The 17,918-nt window shown below is 48.0% G+C and carries 11 protein-coding genes; 9 read left to right on the top strand and 2 right to left on the bottom strand.

Features of this window, described 5'->3' with window-relative positions; translation table 11 throughout:
• The first annotated feature begins 77 nt into the window (after positions 1 to 77).
• The 8 genes from UNH61_RS22605 to UNH61_RS22570 all read left to right on the top strand — a co-directional run bounded on the left by UNH61_RS22605 (position 78) and on the right by UNH61_RS22570 (position 15,615).
• On the top strand, positions 78 to 3,566 hold the full coding sequence (locus tag UNH61_RS22605; protein ID WP_326994280.1) for a TonB-dependent receptor: 3,489 nt from the start codon (positions 78 to 80) through the stop codon (positions 3,564 to 3,566).
• Between the two features lie 18 nt (positions 3,567 to 3,584).
• Positions 3,585 to 5,267, top strand: a complete 1,683-nt coding sequence (locus UNH61_RS22600) for a RagB/SusD family nutrient uptake outer membrane protein (protein ID WP_326994279.1) — start codon at positions 3,585 to 3,587, stop codon at positions 5,265 to 5,267.
• Positions 5,268 to 5,278: 11 nt separating this feature from the next.
• On the top strand, positions 5,279 to 7,426 hold the full coding sequence (locus UNH61_RS22595) for a TIM-barrel domain-containing protein (protein WP_326994278.1): 2,148 nt from the start codon (positions 5,279 to 5,281) through the stop codon (positions 7,424 to 7,426).
• 332 nt (positions 7,427 to 7,758) lie between these two features.
• A complete protein-coding gene (locus UNH61_RS22590) occupies positions 7,759 to 8,784 on the top strand; it encodes a FecR domain-containing protein (protein WP_326994277.1) in 1,026 nt (341 codons plus the stop codon).
• A 120-nt stretch (positions 8,785 to 8,904) separates the two neighbouring features.
• Positions 8,905 to 12,120: a TonB-dependent receptor gene (locus UNH61_RS22585; RefSeq protein WP_326994276.1), complete on the top strand. Its 3,216-nt coding sequence runs from the start codon at positions 8,905 to 8,907 to the stop codon at positions 12,118 to 12,120.
• 24 nt (positions 12,121 to 12,144) lie between these two features.
• Positions 12,145 to 13,542: a RagB/SusD family nutrient uptake outer membrane protein gene (locus UNH61_RS22580; RefSeq protein WP_326994275.1), complete on the top strand. Its 1,398-nt coding sequence runs from the start codon at positions 12,145 to 12,147 to the stop codon at positions 13,540 to 13,542.
• A 67-nt stretch (positions 13,543 to 13,609) separates the two neighbouring features.
• A complete protein-coding gene (locus UNH61_RS22575; protein ID WP_326994274.1) occupies positions 13,610 to 15,061 on the top strand; it encodes a glycoside hydrolase family 30 beta sandwich domain-containing protein in 1,452 nt (483 codons plus the stop codon).
• Positions 15,062 to 15,459: 398 nt separating this feature from the next.
• Entirely contained in the window at positions 15,460 to 15,615 is a 156-nt protein-coding gene (locus UNH61_RS22570) for a hypothetical protein (RefSeq protein ID WP_326994273.1), read from the top strand.
• Between the two features lie 4 nt (positions 15,616 to 15,619).
• On the opposite strand, the gene UNH61_RS22565 is transcribed toward UNH61_RS22570, so the two are convergent.
• Positions 15,620 to 16,006 (bottom strand): DUF3037 domain-containing protein, encoded by a 387-nt coding sequence (locus UNH61_RS22565; RefSeq protein ID WP_326994272.1) that lies wholly within the window; start codon positions 16,004 to 16,006, stop codon positions 15,620 to 15,622.
• Positions 15,984 to 16,781 carry a HipA family kinase gene (locus tag UNH61_RS22560; RefSeq protein WP_326994271.1) on the bottom strand — a complete coding sequence of 266 codons (798 nt, stop codon included), beginning with the start codon at positions 16,779 to 16,781 and terminating at the stop codon, positions 15,984 to 15,986. The genes UNH61_RS22565 and UNH61_RS22560 overlap by 23 nt, the downstream gene beginning before the upstream one ends.
• A 150-nt stretch (positions 16,782 to 16,931) precedes the next feature.
• Here UNH61_RS22560 and UNH61_RS22555 point away from each other — a divergent pair, with 150 nt between their 5' ends.
• The gene (locus tag UNH61_RS22555; RefSeq protein ID WP_326994270.1) at positions 16,932 to 17,885 is read left to right on the top strand and encodes a hypothetical protein; all 954 of its coding nucleotides are present in this window, start codon (positions 16,932 to 16,934) and stop codon (positions 17,883 to 17,885) included.
• Positions 17,886 to 17,918: the final 33 nt, after the last annotated feature.

The raw sequence follows: 17,918 nt of genomic DNA, 5'->3' as shown, positions 1-17,918 counted from the left end.
CGTGCTTCCGGCTGTACGTCAGGTATTTTATTAATGATTTGTAATGCTAATTAACTAACACCCAACAGTACCAAGTTATGAAAAAATTTACTCATGGCAATGCCTTTGCCAGGGACAAGGTGTGCCCTGCACTTATCTATGATGAACAAACAAACAACATCACCAACTCCCATTATTTTTTCAGATCCGGTAGAAAGGAATGGAAGGCTTTGCCCATTAACCAAATTGAAAGGATAATGAAATTGACTATTTTATTGCTCATCTTTTTCCTGCAGGTGAGCGCAAAAGGAGTTTCACAGTCAATAACGCTTTCTGAAAAGAACGCACCATTGACAAAGGTCCTGAAAGAGATAGAGCAGCAAACAGATTATCTCTTTTTTTATGAAGATGCACACATCCGGGATGCCCGGGCAGTAAGTATTCAATGCCGGAATATGGTACTGGAGGAGGTGCTGAAAAAATGTTTTAAAGATCAGCCACTGACTTACAACATTGTTGAAAAAGTGATCATTGTAAAACCAGGGCAGGCATCCCCGTCAAAAGCAACAGCTACTAACGCTGCTGCTTTCATCAGCGTGAAAGGACGCGTAACAAATAAAGATGGAGAGCCTGTGATCGGGGCTACCGTGGTGGTCAGGGGCACGCAGAAAAGCGCAATGACCGACGCCAGTGGTAAATTCTCCCTGACTGATGTACCCGAAAATGCCGTCATACTCATCTCCAGCATTGGATATCTGGCGCAGGAAGTAACCGTAAATAATCAGAATGAGATCAACGTAATATTGAAGGAGCAGATCTCCGCATTGAACCAGGTGATAGTAGTAGGATATGGTACAGAAAAGAAAGCCACGCTCACCGGTGCGGTGGCGGCTATTTCGGGGAAAGAAATAAAAGACGCACCGGTAGCTAATCTCTCCAACGCGCTCGCCGGGCGGCTGCCAGGCGTATCGATTACCCAAACAGGAGGAAAACCGGGCAAACCTTCTTCTATCAGCATAAGAGCAGTAGGTACATGGAATAATACAGATCCTTTGTACGTAATTGATGGCGTAGTGCGTGATAAGTTTGCTTTTGATGCATTGGATCCGAGTGAAGTAGAGAACCTGTCGGTGCTCAAAGACGGCGCTTCTGCATCTGTATATGGGTCGCGCGCTGCCAATGGCGTCATACTGGTAACTACGAAAAAAGGCAAGGAAGGAAAAACAACTATCTCCTATACCGGTACTGTAGGAGTAGATCAGGCCATACGCATCCCGGCTACACAAAATGCCTACAACCAGGCGCTCACTATTAACGATGCCCTGCGTGTGGATAATGTTCCTTCGTCTGATTCCAGGTTTTATACACCAGATGAACTGGATTATTTTAAAACCCACGACTGGAACTGGATCAATGAAGCATGGAAAAATCCTGTTACTACGCGTCATGCGCTGTCTGTAAGCGGCGGTACATCAAAGGTCCGCTATTTCATGAACGGCGCTTATTACTATGGCAGCGGATCCTTCAACAGGCTGGATTTCAAAAAATATACATTGCGGGCAAATATAGAGGCAGATATCACGAAAGACCTGACCGCTTCGCTGAATGTAAGCACCGACATCCGGAATGATCAGAAACCTTACTGGAGATGGGATGGCGACAATGACGACATGGAAGACCTGTACAAGGCATTTCTGTTCAGAACACATATGGTGCCTCCCTATATCAACGGCAAGTTGAACGGCACTTTTGTGGAATGGTCGCCGTTGGCCATAGTACAAGGGAAAACCGGTTATAATAAAAAGAAATATTCAGATTATAACGCCATTGCTGCACTGCAGTATAAGATACCATTTGTACCAGGACTGGATGTAAAGATCATGTTCAATAAATACTCCCGGCATACCTTTATCAAACAATTCAGTTTGCCATATGAGCTCACTGTATTCGCCCGTTCAGGACAGCACAACCATATTGTAACAGATAAGCCGGAAAGCGTAAAAGTGCGGGATGATGGCGAATTCCTGTATGAATCTTATGATAACCCGGAGTCTTACCAGTTGAATGGTTATGTTACTTATAACCGGTCGTTTGGGCTGCATAAAATTAATGCACTGTTTGTTTATGAACAGGCAGAAGGTAATGACAACACGTTCAATGCAAAGCGTAACAACTTTACTTCGCCTTTGGTAGACCAGCTGTTTGCGGGCAGCCTTTCCAGTCAGTTTGCGAACGGAAGCGGATGGGAAGATGGTCGTTTATCCTATGTAGGCAGGGTAAATTATAACTATGCAGATAAATATATTGTAGAAGGAGCATTCCGGTACGATGGCTCCGTAAAATTTGCTCCCGGCAGACGCTGGGGCTTTTTCCCTTCGTTGGCCGCCGCATGGCGTATTTCCGAAGAGTCTTTCTTTAAGAATAACGTAAAATTTATCAATGACCTGAAGTTGCGAGGCTCAGTAGCGATGTTAGGTAATGATGCCGTGGGTGGCTGGCAATGGATGCAACGGTACAATATTTACACGGGTGCTGTTTTTGGCAATACCACTGCCGGTATTGCGCCGGTAGGACTTCCCAACCCGGATATTACCTGGGAAAAATCACTGTCCTGGAACGGCGGATTAGACGCCGTGCTGCTGGATAGTAAACTCAATTTTTCTGCGGAAGTATTTCGCCGGCATACCTACGATATCCTGGGGGCGCGCCAGCAAAGCGTTCCTTCTACCTTTGGCGCAACGCTGCCTGCCGAGAACTACGGGATCATCGACTCAAAAGGATTTGAGCTTTCTGCAGGATATAACAATACCATTGGCAAGGATTTCCGCTATACCATTGCCGCCAACATGGGCTATGCTACCAACAAAGTGATTATGCAGGACCAACCTGAAAATCAGCGTGCATACAAGTCCGTTATAGGGTATAGCACCGATCGTATCTGGGGAATGGAGGCCACTGGTATACTTCGTACCCAGGCCGACCTTGACGCGCTGCCTGCCGGGTACACTATTTTTGGTCAGAAGCCGGAACTGGGTATGATGAATTACCGCGATATCCGCGGAGCAGTGGATGATAAGCCGGATGGCAAGATCGACGACAACGACGCGCAGTACATTGGCAAACACAGTACGCCTCCTGTTAATTATGGGATTGCTTTGGGTGCAGCCTGGAAGGGGCTTAGCCTTGATCTGCTTTTCCAGGGCCTGGCCGGGCATCAGGTCATGATCGATGCCAGGTATGTACAGGCAAGGGCAGAAGAAACCAACTTTGCTTTCTGGAATGATCACTGGACGCCGGAGAACACGAATGCAGCTTTTCCAAGAGCCAACAGAAATACAGGAGACAACCCATCTACTTTCTGGTTGCGCAATGGCTCCTTTTTGCGGTTGAAAAATATTAACCTTTCCTATGAACTGCCTAAACAGATAATGAACAGGGCAGGCATCAGCTCCCTGAGGCTGTTCTTTATTGGTACCAATTTATTCCTGCTGGAAGATCACGTGAAATTCCGTGACCCGGAAGCGGCAAGCATGCGGTCTTACCCGCTGATGAAAAATTATTCCCTGGGCGTGAATATCACTTTATAACCTGAAATGATAATTGTTATGAAATACAGATACACAGCTATATACACACTAATCCTCCTCATTGGTTTTACCGGATGCAGCAAGATACTGGAGAAAAAAGATCTGAGCGCTGTTAACCAGTCCGACGTATGGAATGATACCCGGCTGGCCACCGCTTTTGTAAATAAATTGTATGCAGATAACCTTCCCGGATGGGATAATGATATTGCCGCCAATTCAGACGAAGCGCCCGGAGGCGATGCTATCATGTATGGTCAGTTAACGATCAATTCCATTGATTCATGGCCTTATGACGCCATCAGAAATATTAACATCCTGTTGAAGGAGATAGATGGCGGCACCTTAAGTACGGAAATAAAGGACCCGCTAAAAGGACAGGCCTTGTTTTTAAGGGCCTGGCGTTACTTTCAACTGGTAAGACTTTACGGAGGTGTACCCCTGGTGCTGGAGCCGCAGCAGCGTACCGATAACCTGCTGGTATCGAGAAATAAAACCTCCGAATGCATCAGCCAGATCGTAGCCGACCTGGATAAAGCCACTGGTCTGTTGCCGCATAACTGGACCGGTAACGACGCCGGCAGAATCACGAAAGGAGCTGCTATGGCTTTAAAAGGAAGGGTATTGTTGTATTATGCCAGCCCGCAGTTCAACCCTTCCAATGACCAGGCAAGATGGCAAACGGCATATGACGCCAACAAAGCGGCCAGGGAAACGCTGGAAGCGGATGGGTTTGGGCTGTATGATAATTTCGCCACCATGTGGTTCAATGAAATGAATAAGGAAGTAGTGTTTGTAAGCCGTTATGCGTACCCCGACCGGGTGAATAACTGGAATGCGGCTACCCGCCCGCTGAGCGAAGCCCAGAACGCCACCGGCGCCAATCATCCTACATTGGAAATGGTACAGGCCTTTCCTATGAAAAACGGGTTGCCCATTACCGACCCGGCAGCCGGTTACGATGCCACTTATTACTGGCTGAACAGAGACCCTCGCTTTAATGCTACTATTGCCTACAATGGCTGCCTCTGGGAGCTGAGCGGAAAATCCGGACGCAGGCAATGGAACTATGTAGGCGCAGAATCACAGGGCCTTACGCAAACAGGTTTCTATTGCAAAAAAGCAGTGGACGTGAGTTATACGCCTTTCTATACAGAAAACAGCAGCACCGACTGGATTGAGATACGCTTTGCTGAAGTATTGATGAACCTCGCTGAATGCGCCAATGAAACCGGCAAAACGAATGAGGCATATGATATCCTGAAAGCAATCAGGAACAGGGCCGGTATAATAGCCGGCAGCAGTAATATGTATGGCCTGAAAGCAGCCATGAGCACCGCTGAAATGCGGGACGCCATTATGCTGGAAAGGAAGATAGAATTTGCCTACGAAGGAAAACGCTACTGGGATCTGAGAAGGAGAAAACTGTTCGAAGGAACGCTGAACGGGACTGTGCGGCACGGGCTGGTGATCTCCCTCAAAATACCACAGGAGGACTTTAATAAAATACGGGATACCGTGAACCTCGACCAGCGTTACAGCATTTACTTCAAAGACTCGCTGGTAGCGGTAGACAAAGTGTTTCCTATTAACTTTAAAAGCAATTATTACTTTTACGCTATCCCCACTACTCACCTGGAGCTAAACAGCCACTTGCAACAGACCCTGGGATGGGAAGGGGGCGCTTTTGACCCATTGCAATAAAATTCTTGATAATGAGATCAGTGATATGTTTCATCTATATCCTCCTGGCAGGATATTTCGTACAGGCGCAACAGTTAGCGTTACATTGGGAACCGGTGGCACCCGGAGTATGGAAAGCCGTTGTAGGGAATCCGGAGAAGATAGACCTGCTGGGAACTGCCGGCATCCAGCCACGGAAAGAAGCATTGCAACAATTAGGAGAACGGGACTTCCCGTTCTCCCCGGCTGATTGTTTTGCGGCGTCCGCAGCAGGAAAGGTTCATCTCCGGTTTCCTTTACAGGAGGATGAGCAGATATACGGGTTAGGTCTTCAATTTAAAACCGTCAACCGGAGAGGACAGGTACTGCATCTGCATATGGATCACTATGGTGGAACAGACAACGGCCGGACGCATGCGCCGGTTCCCTTCTATATTTCCAGCAAAGGATATGGTGTACTGATTAACAGCGCACGTTACATCGATGTGTATACGGGAACGGCTGTACGTAAAGACAGTCAGCATCCTCCGAAGGTATATGACCGCAATACAGATCCGGGATGGAGCGCACAACCTTATTCAGACGCCGTGGAAATGCTGGTGCCTGCAGCAGGCACGGAAGTGTATGTTTTTGCCGGCAAAACCCCGATGGAAGTAGTACAGCGCTATAATCTGTTCAATGGTGGCGGCGTGTTACCTCCGAAATGGGGATTAGGCTTTACGCAACGCACACCTACGTTATATACGGCCGAACAGGTAAAAGCAGAAGCAGTTGCATTCAGAGAACATGGTTTCCCGCTCGACTTCATTGGCCTGGAACCTGGCTGGCAGAGCAAAGCGTATCCCTGCACCTTCGAATGGGATAAATCCAGATTTCCCGATCCGGCTGGTTTCGTGAAAGAGATGCGGGAGAAAGGTATTCACCTCAACCTCTGGCTGAACCCTTACCTCTCGCCTGCTTCAGCACTTTATGACAGTGTAAAGCTCCTGTCGGGTTCACATACCGTATGGAACGGCCTGGTGCCCGACTTCACGCTGCCACAGGCAAGACAGCTGTTTAAAAATCTTTTCCGTACGCAGCATCTCGATATTGGTGTCTCCGGCTACAAAATTGATGAAGTGGATGGCGTTGATAACTGGCTATGGCCGGATGTTGCTACCTTTCCATCAGGCGCGGATGCTGAGCAGATGCGTCAGGTATATGGACTGCTGATGCAACGGATGACCACGGAATGGTTCCGGGAGAAAGGCCAGCGAACTTATGGTCTGGTGCGCGCTTCCAATGCCGGTGCATCCTCGTTCCCGTATGTCATATACAATGACTACTATAATCACCGGGATTTTATCACAGCTTTGTGTAACAGTAGCTTTATTGGCGTGTTGTGGACGCCGGAGGTAAGAGCTTCCAAAACTGCAGAAGAATGGCTGCGGCGTATGCAGTCGGCCTGTTTTTCTCCCATGGCAATGCTCAATGCCTGGGCCGATGGCACCAAACCCTGGAGCTTTCCGGAAGTTGAAAAACAGGTAAAGGATGTTGCGCTGCTGAGAATGCAACTGTTCCCTTATATCTATACCACTTTTTCGCAGTACTACCTGGAAGGTAAGCCTCCTGTGAGAGCTATGAACCTGGAAGAGGGTTTTACTTTTCAGTATACCACGGAAGAAGGCAAGCTGGATGCCACTGAAAACCCGTACCGGACAGCGCTTCGTAAAGACATCAAAGACCAGTTCATGCTGGGCGATTATCTGTTGGTGGCGCCTATGTTTGCCGGGGAAACGAAAAGAAAAGTAGTGTTGCCCCGCGGCAAATGGTACGATTTTTACACCGGCCAGTATGTGGGTAATGGCGAAGTGATAGAAATCACGCCAGGCCTGGATCACATCCCTTTATATGTAAAGGATGGTGGTATTATACCTATGGTGCCGCCTGTGTTGCATACACCCGTACAGAGCGAAACCCTGCCACTGGAACTTCGCCATTACGGGGACGCAGAAAGCAACTCGCAGGTGTATGACGATGATGGGGAAACCTATGCATATCAGCAGGGAAAGTATATGACTTACCAGTTTGCTGCGAAGAAAGATGCGAAGGGCAAATGGATTGGAAAGGTGACCACCGACAATAAGTATGGGTTGAAAGTACAGTATAAGAATATGGCGTGGAAATTTATGGGGAGATAAGAACTGGCAGGGTCATCTTATAAACGCCGTCTCAAAGTACCTTTGAGACGGCGTTTTTTTTGACAGGCAAACGATGGTCTTTCAATGGTTACGTATTGTTTCTGCGGCAAAAAGAGAAATTATTCGCCGCAAATTTGCGGCGAATAATTTGTATACCCCTGCTGGCCCTGCATTTTTGCAAAAGAACATTATCATCAATGGCAGAACCGAATGCATATTAAGCGTGAGTTGGCTGCCATACTCATATACCCAATTTTTTTCTAAAAAAAAGTTAAAATCCCTTTAGGGGTTCCTTCCATCTCTGCGTCAATATAATCAGATAAACTGATTCCATGAGCCAATATGAATTCGACGACCTGCTGGAGAAATACCTTTTGGGTCGATGTACACCACAGGAAGAAAAGCTGGTATTGGCCTGGTACAGGTCTTTCATAGAGGAGAGTGAGATCAGCATTTCCGATGAGGAGAAGCAGCAGATAGAAAGCCGGATCTGGGCAAATGTGGCAGCTACGGCGGCACAGGAAGAGGCGCCCGTGGTGAAAATGCGGCCAGTACGTATTTATCGCCTCGCGCTGGCAGGATGCCTGGCCGTGGTGGCGGCTTTGGGGGCCTACTGGCTGGTACGCCGCGGAGCAGCACCCCGGAAGGAGATGTTTACCGAAGAGCAGGTACCGGCAGAATATGTATACGAATACAATGAAAGCGATAAAAACCAGCATGTGGCGTTGGCCGATGGCTCTATTGTGACGCTGGAACCAGGAAGCCAGGTGTATTATCCGCCCGTTTTCAGGAAAAATACCCGGGATGTATTCCTGTCTGGCAATGCGTTTTTCGAGGTGGCGCCGGATGCCAGCCGGCACTTTATCGTCCACACCAGCGAGGGCGTGCTGGCAGAAGTGCTGGGTACCAGCTTTCAGGTGAGTCATGATAAAGAGCATCATAAGGTAGAAGTAGCGGTGGTTACAGGAAAGGTGTCGGTGTATGAGCACAGGAAGAAAGACACCGCCGCCTTTATCCCATCTGCCGGAGGCATTATTATTACACCTAATCAAAAGGTGACCTATAAAACAGAGAATAATCAGTTTACTACTTCACTGGTCGATGATCCAAAGCCGGTGGAAGTCGCCAGAACAGTTTCATTTGCTTACGAAGAAGCACCACTGGAAGATGTACTGCACGCATTGGAAGAAACATATGCCATTACCATTGAAACGGATAATGAACAACTCAGAAAACGTCATTTTACAGGAGATATAACCAAACAAAATCTATACGGGAAGCTGGATATTATTTGTCAGTCTATTCAGGCCTCCTACGAAGTGAAGGGAACAACAATATATATAAAGAACAGCTACTAGCCTGTAGCTAAAAAACTGGTAATGATAGCGCATTACCAGTTTTTGAAAATAACCGTTTGCAGCGGTTAAGGTGCCCTATGTCCGTAATCTAACATTAACGAAAACAAAGCCACACAAGTTATGAAAAAAAAGCGATTTGCTGCCGCAATCTACTACGTTATGAGATTAACAGCCATCCAACTAATGCTAGCTGCTGCTTTTTCACTCTCGCTGTATGCTAACAAGGTTAACTCGCAATCGGTGCTGGAAAAACCGATTTCCCTTTCCGCGGAACAAATGTCCGTGCGGAAACTGCTGAACCAGATCAGGGTGCAGACAGGCGTGAGCTTTACCTATAGCAGCGATATGGTGGATGTAAACCAGAAAATATCCTGTCAGCTCGAAGCCAGGCAGCTGAAAGAGTTCTTCAATGATGTACTGAAGCCGATGGGTATCGATTTTAAGGTGATCGATAACCAGCAGATACTGCTGTACCAGGCGCCTGCGGATCAGAGCCGTAAAGATATTGTCATCACCGGCCGGGTACTGGCCGAAAACGGCGATCCGGTTCCCGGCGCTACCGTTCGCATCAAGGGGAGTAGTGTGGGAACTACTACCGGTGTGGATGGCCGCTTTACCATGTCTGTGCCGGATAAACAGGCGGTACTGGTGATTTCTTTTATCGGTTATCAGCAACAGGAAGTATCGGTAGGAGACCAGGTGAATATCAGCATAAAGCTGGCTGCCGAAAATAGCCGGCTGAATGAAGTAGTGGTGGTGGGATATGGTACCCAGCGTAAGAAAGATATTACCGGCGCAGTGTCCGTCGTAAGATCCGATGCTTTCGAAAACAGGCCTATCGTGAGCGCTGCTGCCGGCTTACAGGGCCAGGCTGCCGGCGTGGTCGTAACAGCACCGAGCGGTAAACCCGGCGCTGCCATGTCTGTAAGCATCCGCGGTAATACCTCGCTGAACGCCAGCAATGATCCGCTGTATGTGGTAGATGGTGTGATTGTACAGAATATCGATTTCCTGAACCCTGCTGATATAGAAAGCTATTCCGTACTGAAGGATGCTTCCTCTGCTGCCATTTACGGGGCAAGTGGTGCGAATGGTGTGGTGCTGGTCACTACTAAGAAAGGTACTAACCAGTCGAAAGTATTTGTGAATGCCTATACCGGTATGTCTGATTTTGCAAAGAAGATAAATGTGCTGAATGTAGATCAGTACAAAGACCTGATGAAAGAGATGGGCTTTACGGCCGATGGTACTGCAAACACCGACTGGCAGAAAGAAACTTTCAAAACCGGAAGGGAACAGAACATCCAGGTAGGCGTATCTGGTGGAACGGATAAAGGACACTATTATGTATCCGGTGGCTACCAGAAACAGAAAGGTGTGGTGGCGCCGGCTGATTACGATCGTTATTCTGTACGGGCTAATATCGACAACCGGGTGAAAGACTGGCTCACACTGGCTTCGAACCTTTCGTTCAACCGCTCGGTTTATGTGGATGTGCCTGATAACAATGGTGTGGCTAAAGGCGGAACCATTCTCGCAGCACTGACTTCCCCACCTACCATCGGCATCTACAATCCAGATGGCAGCTATACCGCCAACCCTAACCAGAAGAGCTGGCAGAACCCAATTGCCTATGCTTTTGCACCTAAACAAAAAGCTATCAACAACCGCTTCCTGGGTAACGTTAGCGCAGATTTTACCATTATCCCCGAACTGCATTTCCGTTCTAACCTGGGCGTGGAATCTGAAGGATACCGCTACGATTATTTCCTGGATCCTTTTTCTACTGATTTCGGAAGAAATGAAAAGAAAGGGTATGGTAAGTCGCAGTCGGTAGAGCGTTTCGTGTGGTTATGGGAAAATACCCTCAATTATACCAAACTGTTCGGCAAACATAACCTGAATGCCATGATCGGGCATACCATGCAGGAATCTAACTACAACCTCACGGATGATGCCGCCAAAGGATACAGCAGCGATAAGATCCCCACACTGGGTGGATCTACCATCCGGGAAACACAGAGTACTACGAAGTCGCAGTGGGCAAAACGTTCTTACCTCGGACGTGTAAACTATGGTTACGACGACAGGTACCTGCTCACGGCCACACTCCGCTACGATGGATCTTCCCGTTTCACACCGGAAGGCCGTTATGGCTGGTTCCCTTCAGTGGCCGGTGCATGGCGCATTTCCAATGAACATTTCTTCAACAAAGGATTTGTATCAGATCTGAAATTGCGTGCCGGCTGGGGTAAAACAGGTAATGATGCCATCGGTGATTACGACTGGCGCCTGCTTTTTGCGCCTACCACCACCGGAGGTTTAACACAGAGCAATCTTCCCAAAGACGGGCTGACCTGGGAAAAAACGGCGCAGAGCAACGTGGGTATCGACGCCAGTATGCTCAACAACCGGCTCACCGTTAACCTGGATGCCTATATCAAGAAAACAACTGACCTGCTGGTGTTTGTACAAACACCTCCCAGCAGCGGGTATGGCTCGCAGCGTTACAACGTTGGCAGCATCGAGAATAAAGGCGTGGAACTGAGCATTGGCGCACTGGCCATCGATAAGGCTGTAAGGTGGAATATCAATGGTAATATTTCCTTTAACCGGAACAAAGTGCTTAGTCTCGGCAGCACCACACCTTCACTGTCGTACGGCGGTGTTTACGAAAGAGGAAACGCTATCCGCGTAGAACCAGGTCATCCGCTGGGCGCCTTCTATGGCTATATCGCAGAAGGAGTAGACCCCGCTACCGGCGATATGAAGTACAAAGATCTGGACGGCAGCAAGAGCATATCCGACGGCGACCGCACCTGGATCGGCAACGCGCAGCCCGATTTCGTATATGCGTTAACGAATACCGTTAGCTATAAGAATTTCGAGCTGAACGTATTCTTCCAGGGTGTACATGGCAACGACATCTTCAACGCTTCCCGCATAGAGCTGGAAGGCCTGTACGATTCAAAGAATCAAAGCACTGCAGTATTGAGAAGATGGAAACAGGCAGGCGATATCACAGATATTCCCAGAGCGCAGAAAGACAATACCAACAACAGCCTTGTATCGTCACGGTTCGTGGAAAACGGCGCCTACCTGCGCCTTAAATCAGCCACGCTGAGCTACAAGTTTGCCAACGGATTATTGAAACATGCCGGTATCGGTCGCCTGAATGTGTATGTAACAGCGCAGAACCTCTTCACCATTACAAAGTATAAGGGAATAGATCCGGAAGTGAGCCGGGATGCCTCAAACGGGCCTTCTATGGGAGTTGACTACGGTACTTACCCACAGGCGCGCGCCTTTATTTTTGGTTTGAATGCTGAGTTTTGATCTTAAAAATTAATTATTCCGATTATGAAACAACTGACTAAATATATAGCGTCCGGCGTTCTTAGTATGGCAACAATGGCTTCCTGTACAAAAGACTTCCTGGATAAGAAACCTATCTCCAGTTCAGAAACAGCAACGGCAGAAACCTTGTTGACAGGGGCTTACGATAACCTGTATGATGAATACTACACATCCGATTTTTTGGTAAATGGAGATGTGAGTTCGGATAACTGTTATGCAGGCGGTGATAACCCGGCCAATTTCGGGATAGATAAATTTGCTGTCAACTCCGTGAACGGTAACATCAAAAGAGACTGGAACTATCTTTATACAGATATCAAGAATTGTAACCTCGTACTGGCGCTGGTACCAACGTTGCAGGACCAGGGGCTGACAGATACACGCCGCCAGCAGATCCTGGGAGAGGCATCTTTCCTGCGTGCCTGGCATTATTTTAATCTGATCAGGTCCTGGAAAGAAGTACCCATTATTACCGGCATTCCCGCGGATTTGTCCGCCATGTACGTACCCAAAAAACCGGCTGATTCCGTGTACGCACTGATCATTAAAGACCTGGAGTTCGCATTGAGCCGTGTACGTGAAACGCCTCCCTCCAATAACAAAGGCATTGTTACCAAAGGCTGCGTAAATGCACTGCTGGCAAAGGCATATGCCCAGCAGCCAAAGCCGGATTGGAATAAAGTAGTCAGCTATTGTGATGCCGTAACAGCCGGTGGTTACGACCTGGTAGCAGATTTTACCAGCCTGTTTGCTGTCTCCAATAAAAACAATGTGGAATCCATCTGGGAAACACAGTTCGATGGTATTCTGCATCAGAACTGGGTAACGGGTATGAATACACCGTTTATGTGGGGAGATTGGAAAAAATTCAATATACCCGCTCATGCGCTCATTGCGGTATGGGATGCAGAAGGCGATGCGGTACGTAAAGCAGGTAGCGTTAGACTTGTAAATACCAGCTGGAAAGATGACTACTGGCAGCAGCCTGTTCCGGTGATCTGCAAATACAATGATCCGGATGGGAAAAGCAATACCTATCGCCTGCGTTATGCAGACATATTACTGCTGAAAGCAGAAGCACTGACAGAGCTGAATAAACTGGATAATGCTTCCGGTGCACAATTCTATATCAATAAGGTCCGCCACCGTGCCAAACTGGGCGATACGCCAGCCAGCACACAGGCTGAGCTGCGACTGGCCGTGGAGAAGGAACGGCAGATGGAACTGGCATTCGAAGGCCAGCGCTGGTACGACCTGATGCGCACCAACAGGGCCATCCAGGTGATGAATGCCGTGAAAGACGGAAACGGCAATTCACTGAATTACAACGTTACTGCGGATAAACTTTATTTCCCTATCTCGCAGGATGAAATAGATAGTAATCCTAACATTAATAAATAACCTGAAATTGAAAAATGAAAGTGCAGAGGCCTGGACAATCCGGGCCTTTCGCTTAAAATAACGAGATATGAAAAAATACATGCTCAGCACCCTGCTTGCCGGTGGTATTGCATTATTCCTGCTCTCCTGTACCGGCAGACAGGGGAATAACAGCCCGGCGCACCTGTCTGATACCTCGGGTGGAGGTATCAGCTACTGGATCAGTACGGCCGATCAGCAACAACTACTGAAAGAACAAAACCATTCGCTCCGTTTTTCGGATACTACCGCCAACGGGTATACGATAATAGAGGTAGATACCACGCAGACTTTCCAGGAGATAGACGGTTTCGGCTATACGCTGACAGGCGGAAGCGCACAGGTGATTAATGCAATGGAGGCAAACGCCAAAAAGCAGTTGCTGCAGGAGCTGTTTGGTAATAACGCTAACAGCATAGGCGTAAGCTACCTGCGTATCAGCCTGGGAGCATCCGATCTGAATACAGCTGTTTTTTCCTATGATGATATGCCCCCCGGGCAAACAGACCTGGCACTGGATTCATTTTCCCTGAAGCCTGATATGGACGGTGGTACAGGGCTGATCCCGCTGTTAAAAGAAATACTCGCCATGAACCCGGCGCTGAAGATACTGGCATCTCCCTGGAGCCCACCCGCCTGGATGAAAGACAATGGCGCTACCAAAGGAGGAAAGCTGTTGCCGAAATACTACGATGCATACGCACAATATTTTGTAAAGTATATACAGGAAATGAAAGCTGCCGGTGTAACGGTAGACGCTATTACCGTACAAAATGAACCGCTGAATCCCGATAATAATCCCAGCCTGAAAATGATAGCCACCGAGCAACGGGATTTTATAAAGAATAATCTCGGACCGGCATTTGAAAAAAACGGATTGGCAACAAAGATCATCGTATATGATCATAACTGTGATCATCCCGATTATCCGCTTACCATCCTGGCTGATCCGGCTGCGGCTAAATACGTGAATGGCAGTGCTTTTCACCTGTACTCCGGCGATATCAGCGCTTTAAGTACCGTACATGCTGCCGCACCTGACAAGGCGCTTTATTTCACGGAGCAATGGACCGGCTCAAAGAGCTCATTTGCAGATGATTTTAAATGGCATATGAAGAATGTGATCATTGGATCTATGCGGAATTATAGTCGGATTGCGCTGCAGTGGAACCTGGCCAATGATCCTGCTTACGGACCACATACTCCGGGTGGCTGCACAGAATGTAAAGGCGCATTAACCATTGCAGGGAACACTATTACCAGGAATCCGGCCTATTACATCGTGGCACAGGCGTCTAAATTCGTGCCGGCGGGTTCGGTAAGGATCGGTAGTAATAATGGCGGAGTATTCAGCAGCGTGGCTTTTAAAAGGCCCGATGGAAAAAAAGTATTGATTGTATTAAACGATAGCAGCAACGCCGGTTCCTTTAACCTCCGTTACCAGGGCAAACAGCTGCCGCTGACTGTTCCGGGCGGTGGAGCAATGACGATCGTTTTCTAGCTACAAGCCGTCAGCAGCTATTTATGTCCGCATCCGGACAGCCCCATATTAAAAGCGGACATATTACTATTTTCTTTATTTGCTTATTACTGATTTCGAAATACGGGTATGGATTCTGGCCGGCGTTATTGCGCTGTTTATAGCTATGTGCACGGTCAGTTTCCAATCTGTGAAATCAGCATTAACCAACCCTGTAAAAAGTATGCGAACAGAGTAGCCTGTCTTTTTACTATTTTTAAGCTTTGCTGTGAGCCGGATTACCATTAAATCGCTTAAAATATTTTAAGCGGTTTTGGAATCAATTTTATTCCTGTTACTTTTGATTTTATGGTGGCCGCCATAAAATTGCAATATATTTTGCTGCCCGGTAGTAGGACAATATTTAAGCAAAGCTGTTAATGACTAAACTCCATAACTCTCATCTATGCTATTCCCTGCTGGATAGCCCGGCTCCTGTTACGATCGACAGTGACTGGCTGCTGGCTATAGCAGTGCTTACCGGTGTGCTGGTATTACTGGCGATGGTAGCCCTGTTGAGGAAGAAGAGGAAGTAATTCTCTACAATACCAACTGCTCCAGCAATTTCTTCAAAGTATCTGCTGCATTTTCATGGCAAAACCCGGGGTGTACACGGGAGGTTTGTACTACGCTGCTACGTGTGGCCGTGAGCCAGCGAAAGCGGGAAGCAAGATCCAGCCGGCCGATAGGCCCGCCGGAAGGTCCGCCTTTGGCAATCTCTACGAAGGCATCGAGGTAAGGGCGGATCATATTGATATCTGTCTTCGGAGAAAAAATAGCCAGTTTCTCTTCATTCAGGGTATAAACGGCCTGCAGGAATTTTTGCTGTTTGCAATAAAGGATCACACCAACATTCAAAAATTCTTCGCGTTCTACGCTGGGTACTATGCGTATGACGGCGTATTCATATAAGTGTTGTTCTTGCATGCAGTGCTTCTTTTACAAAAATTCCGGAGTGTTGGATCCGGTTGATTAAAAAGTTATAGTATACTTCCCTTCTTTCTTCCGCTGTGTCGGTATTATCGGCGGTCAGCCATTCGTCGGGAATAAGATGTACAACGTTACGTATACGCTCCGGCGTGAGCAGCAGCCGGAAGGCGGCATCTGTTTTTTCCAGGTCGCCGGCCTGTGGCAGTAATACGTGATCTTTCACCTGCACAAAGGGCCGTACAGATTGTTCCTGCCAGTTCTGCCAGGAGTGATGGAAATAGAGAGAAGCGCCGTGATCGATCAGCCACAGCTCATTCCGCCACATCAGCATATTGGTGTTGCGCGGTGTACGGTCTACGTTGGTAAGCAAACAGTCCAGCCACACAATCTGAGAGGCGAGGGGAGAAGGTATTTTGTTCACGGTAGGGTCGTAAGTAACGGCGCCCGAAAGGTAGTGTATCGCCAGGTTCAGCCCTACGCTTTTCTTCAGCAGATCCTGAATTTCCTCATCCGGTTCTGTACGTCCAAACGCGGAATCGAGATTGGCAAATACAATTTCCGGTACTTTCAGGCCCAGCAACCGGGCAATTTCTCCACCTATCAGTTCCGCAATCAGCGCTTTTACGCCCTGCCCGGCCCCCCGGAACTTCAGGGCATAAAGGAAGTCGTCGTCAGCTTCCGCGATAGCCGGCAGCGATCCACCTTCCCGCAAAGGAGTTACATATCGGGTTACGTTCACCGTCCGCAGCTGTAATTGTATATCTTCTATCATCTGGGTATCCTCCTGTGATCAAATTAACCAATTAACCGGACAAAGGTAAGGTTACTGCCGGTTTTTTAACACGGATACGTACCTTTGAAAGCTGTTAGCCTTTAGCCTTTAGTTGCTATCAGCAGACAGCTATTTAAATACGATATAACTATGATCAGACGATTGTTTGTTACAGCCACTTTATTTTGTGGGCTGGTTGTTGATGTTGCCGCCCAAACCGGAGGCGGTGTGGATATGGTAAAAAAGAATGTCAGCGACACCATTCTTCAAAACCGCACCCTGCTGCTGGCGGGTACCTTCGATGCTCAGAAGGCCATGCTGCAGCTGTTTCCCGGCAAGTATTACAGCCGCTCCTATGGAAAGGAAGGAAAAGATGAGCTGGTGAACTGGGAATGCAAAACCTGCCAATCCAAAGTTTATCCCGATGCAAACCAGGAAGAAGTAGAGGCCTTCCCCTTCCGGGATGGAGTAGCTACCCGTGTCATCAACGTGATGGATTTTAAAGATTCCTCCGGTATGCAATACAAAGTAGTGGCGTTTAACCACTCTGTATTTGATGCCGAAGGCCTCCAGGTATCCCGCTTTACCGGCGGCCTCCTGGGCCTCGCCAAATTTGTGCTGACCGACCAGGGCTGGAAACTGCGTATGTATCAACCTGCCATCGCCTCATACGGCGCCTTCGCGCAATGCCCTACTCCCCGGCCATTGCTGATTGGTAAAGATCAATACGCCTTTGTACTTCCTCATTCGAATGGTCCGGGTGGCGGGCCCTTTACGAAAGACTACTACCTCGTTGCCGGTATCAACGGCGGATATCAACAGATCATGGCCGCCTACGGCGTTGCGAAAACCCAGGTAGATCCTGAAGAACAGGAATCGTCGTGGACCAGCGAATACCGCGTAGATCCCTCCAATAAAACGTACTTCAGAGACATCATCATTACCCTGAAAGGTACCATCAATGCAGCTGATACCGACGCCCTGCCCAGCCAGATCAAAGCTGTGCTGAAAGGCCGGAAAACTGCTGCTTTTGTTGCTGAAGAAAGATATGTGTACAGAGCGGGGAAGGGGTATGAACTGAAGGAGGTTAGAATTACGAATTAAGAATTACGAATTACGGATCAGAGCGAAGACCTA

This window comes from Chitinophaga sp. 180180018-3 (assembly GCF_037893185.1).
In the GTDB taxonomy this organism is placed as follows: domain Bacteria; phylum Bacteroidota; class Bacteroidia; order Chitinophagales; family Chitinophagaceae; genus Chitinophaga.
Note: the sequence above shows the minus strand (reverse complement) of the source record. Positions and strands in the feature narration are given on the sequence as shown.

Excerpts from the sequence above, each read along its gene's own strand:
- UNH61_RS22600 (WP_326994279.1), top strand. The coding sequence starts at position 3,585 with ATGAAATACAGATACACAGCTATATACACACTAATCCTCCTCATTGGT.
- UNH61_RS22580 (WP_326994275.1), top strand. The coding sequence starts at position 12,145 with ATGAAACAACTGACTAAATATATAGCGTCCGGCGTTCTTAGTATGGCA.
- UNH61_RS22590 (WP_326994277.1), top strand. The coding sequence starts at position 7,759 with ATGAGCCAATATGAATTCGACGACCTGCTGGAGAAATACCTTTTGGGT.
- UNH61_RS22585 (WP_326994276.1), top strand. The coding sequence starts at position 8,905 with ATGAAAAAAAAGCGATTTGCTGCCGCAATCTACTACGTTATGAGATTA.
- UNH61_RS22570 (WP_326994273.1), top strand. The coding sequence starts at position 15,460 with ATGACTAAACTCCATAACTCTCATCTATGCTATTCCCTGCTGGATAGC.
- UNH61_RS22605 (WP_326994280.1), top strand. The coding sequence starts at position 78 with ATGAAAAAATTTACTCATGGCAATGCCTTTGCCAGGGACAAGGTGTGC.
- UNH61_RS22560 (WP_326994271.1), bottom strand. The coding sequence starts at position 16,781 with ATGATAGAAGATATACAATTACAGCTGCGGACGGTGAACGTAACCCGA.
- UNH61_RS22565 (WP_326994272.1), bottom strand. The coding sequence starts at position 16,006 with ATGCAAGAACAACACTTATATGAATACGCCGTCATACGCATAGTACCC.
- UNH61_RS22555 (WP_326994270.1), top strand. The coding sequence starts at position 16,932 with ATGATCAGACGATTGTTTGTTACAGCCACTTTATTTTGTGGGCTGGTT.
- UNH61_RS22575 (WP_326994274.1), top strand. The coding sequence starts at position 13,610 with ATGAAAAAATACATGCTCAGCACCCTGCTTGCCGGTGGTATTGCATTA.
- UNH61_RS22595 (WP_326994278.1), top strand. The coding sequence starts at position 5,279 with ATGAGATCAGTGATATGTTTCATCTATATCCTCCTGGCAGGATATTTC.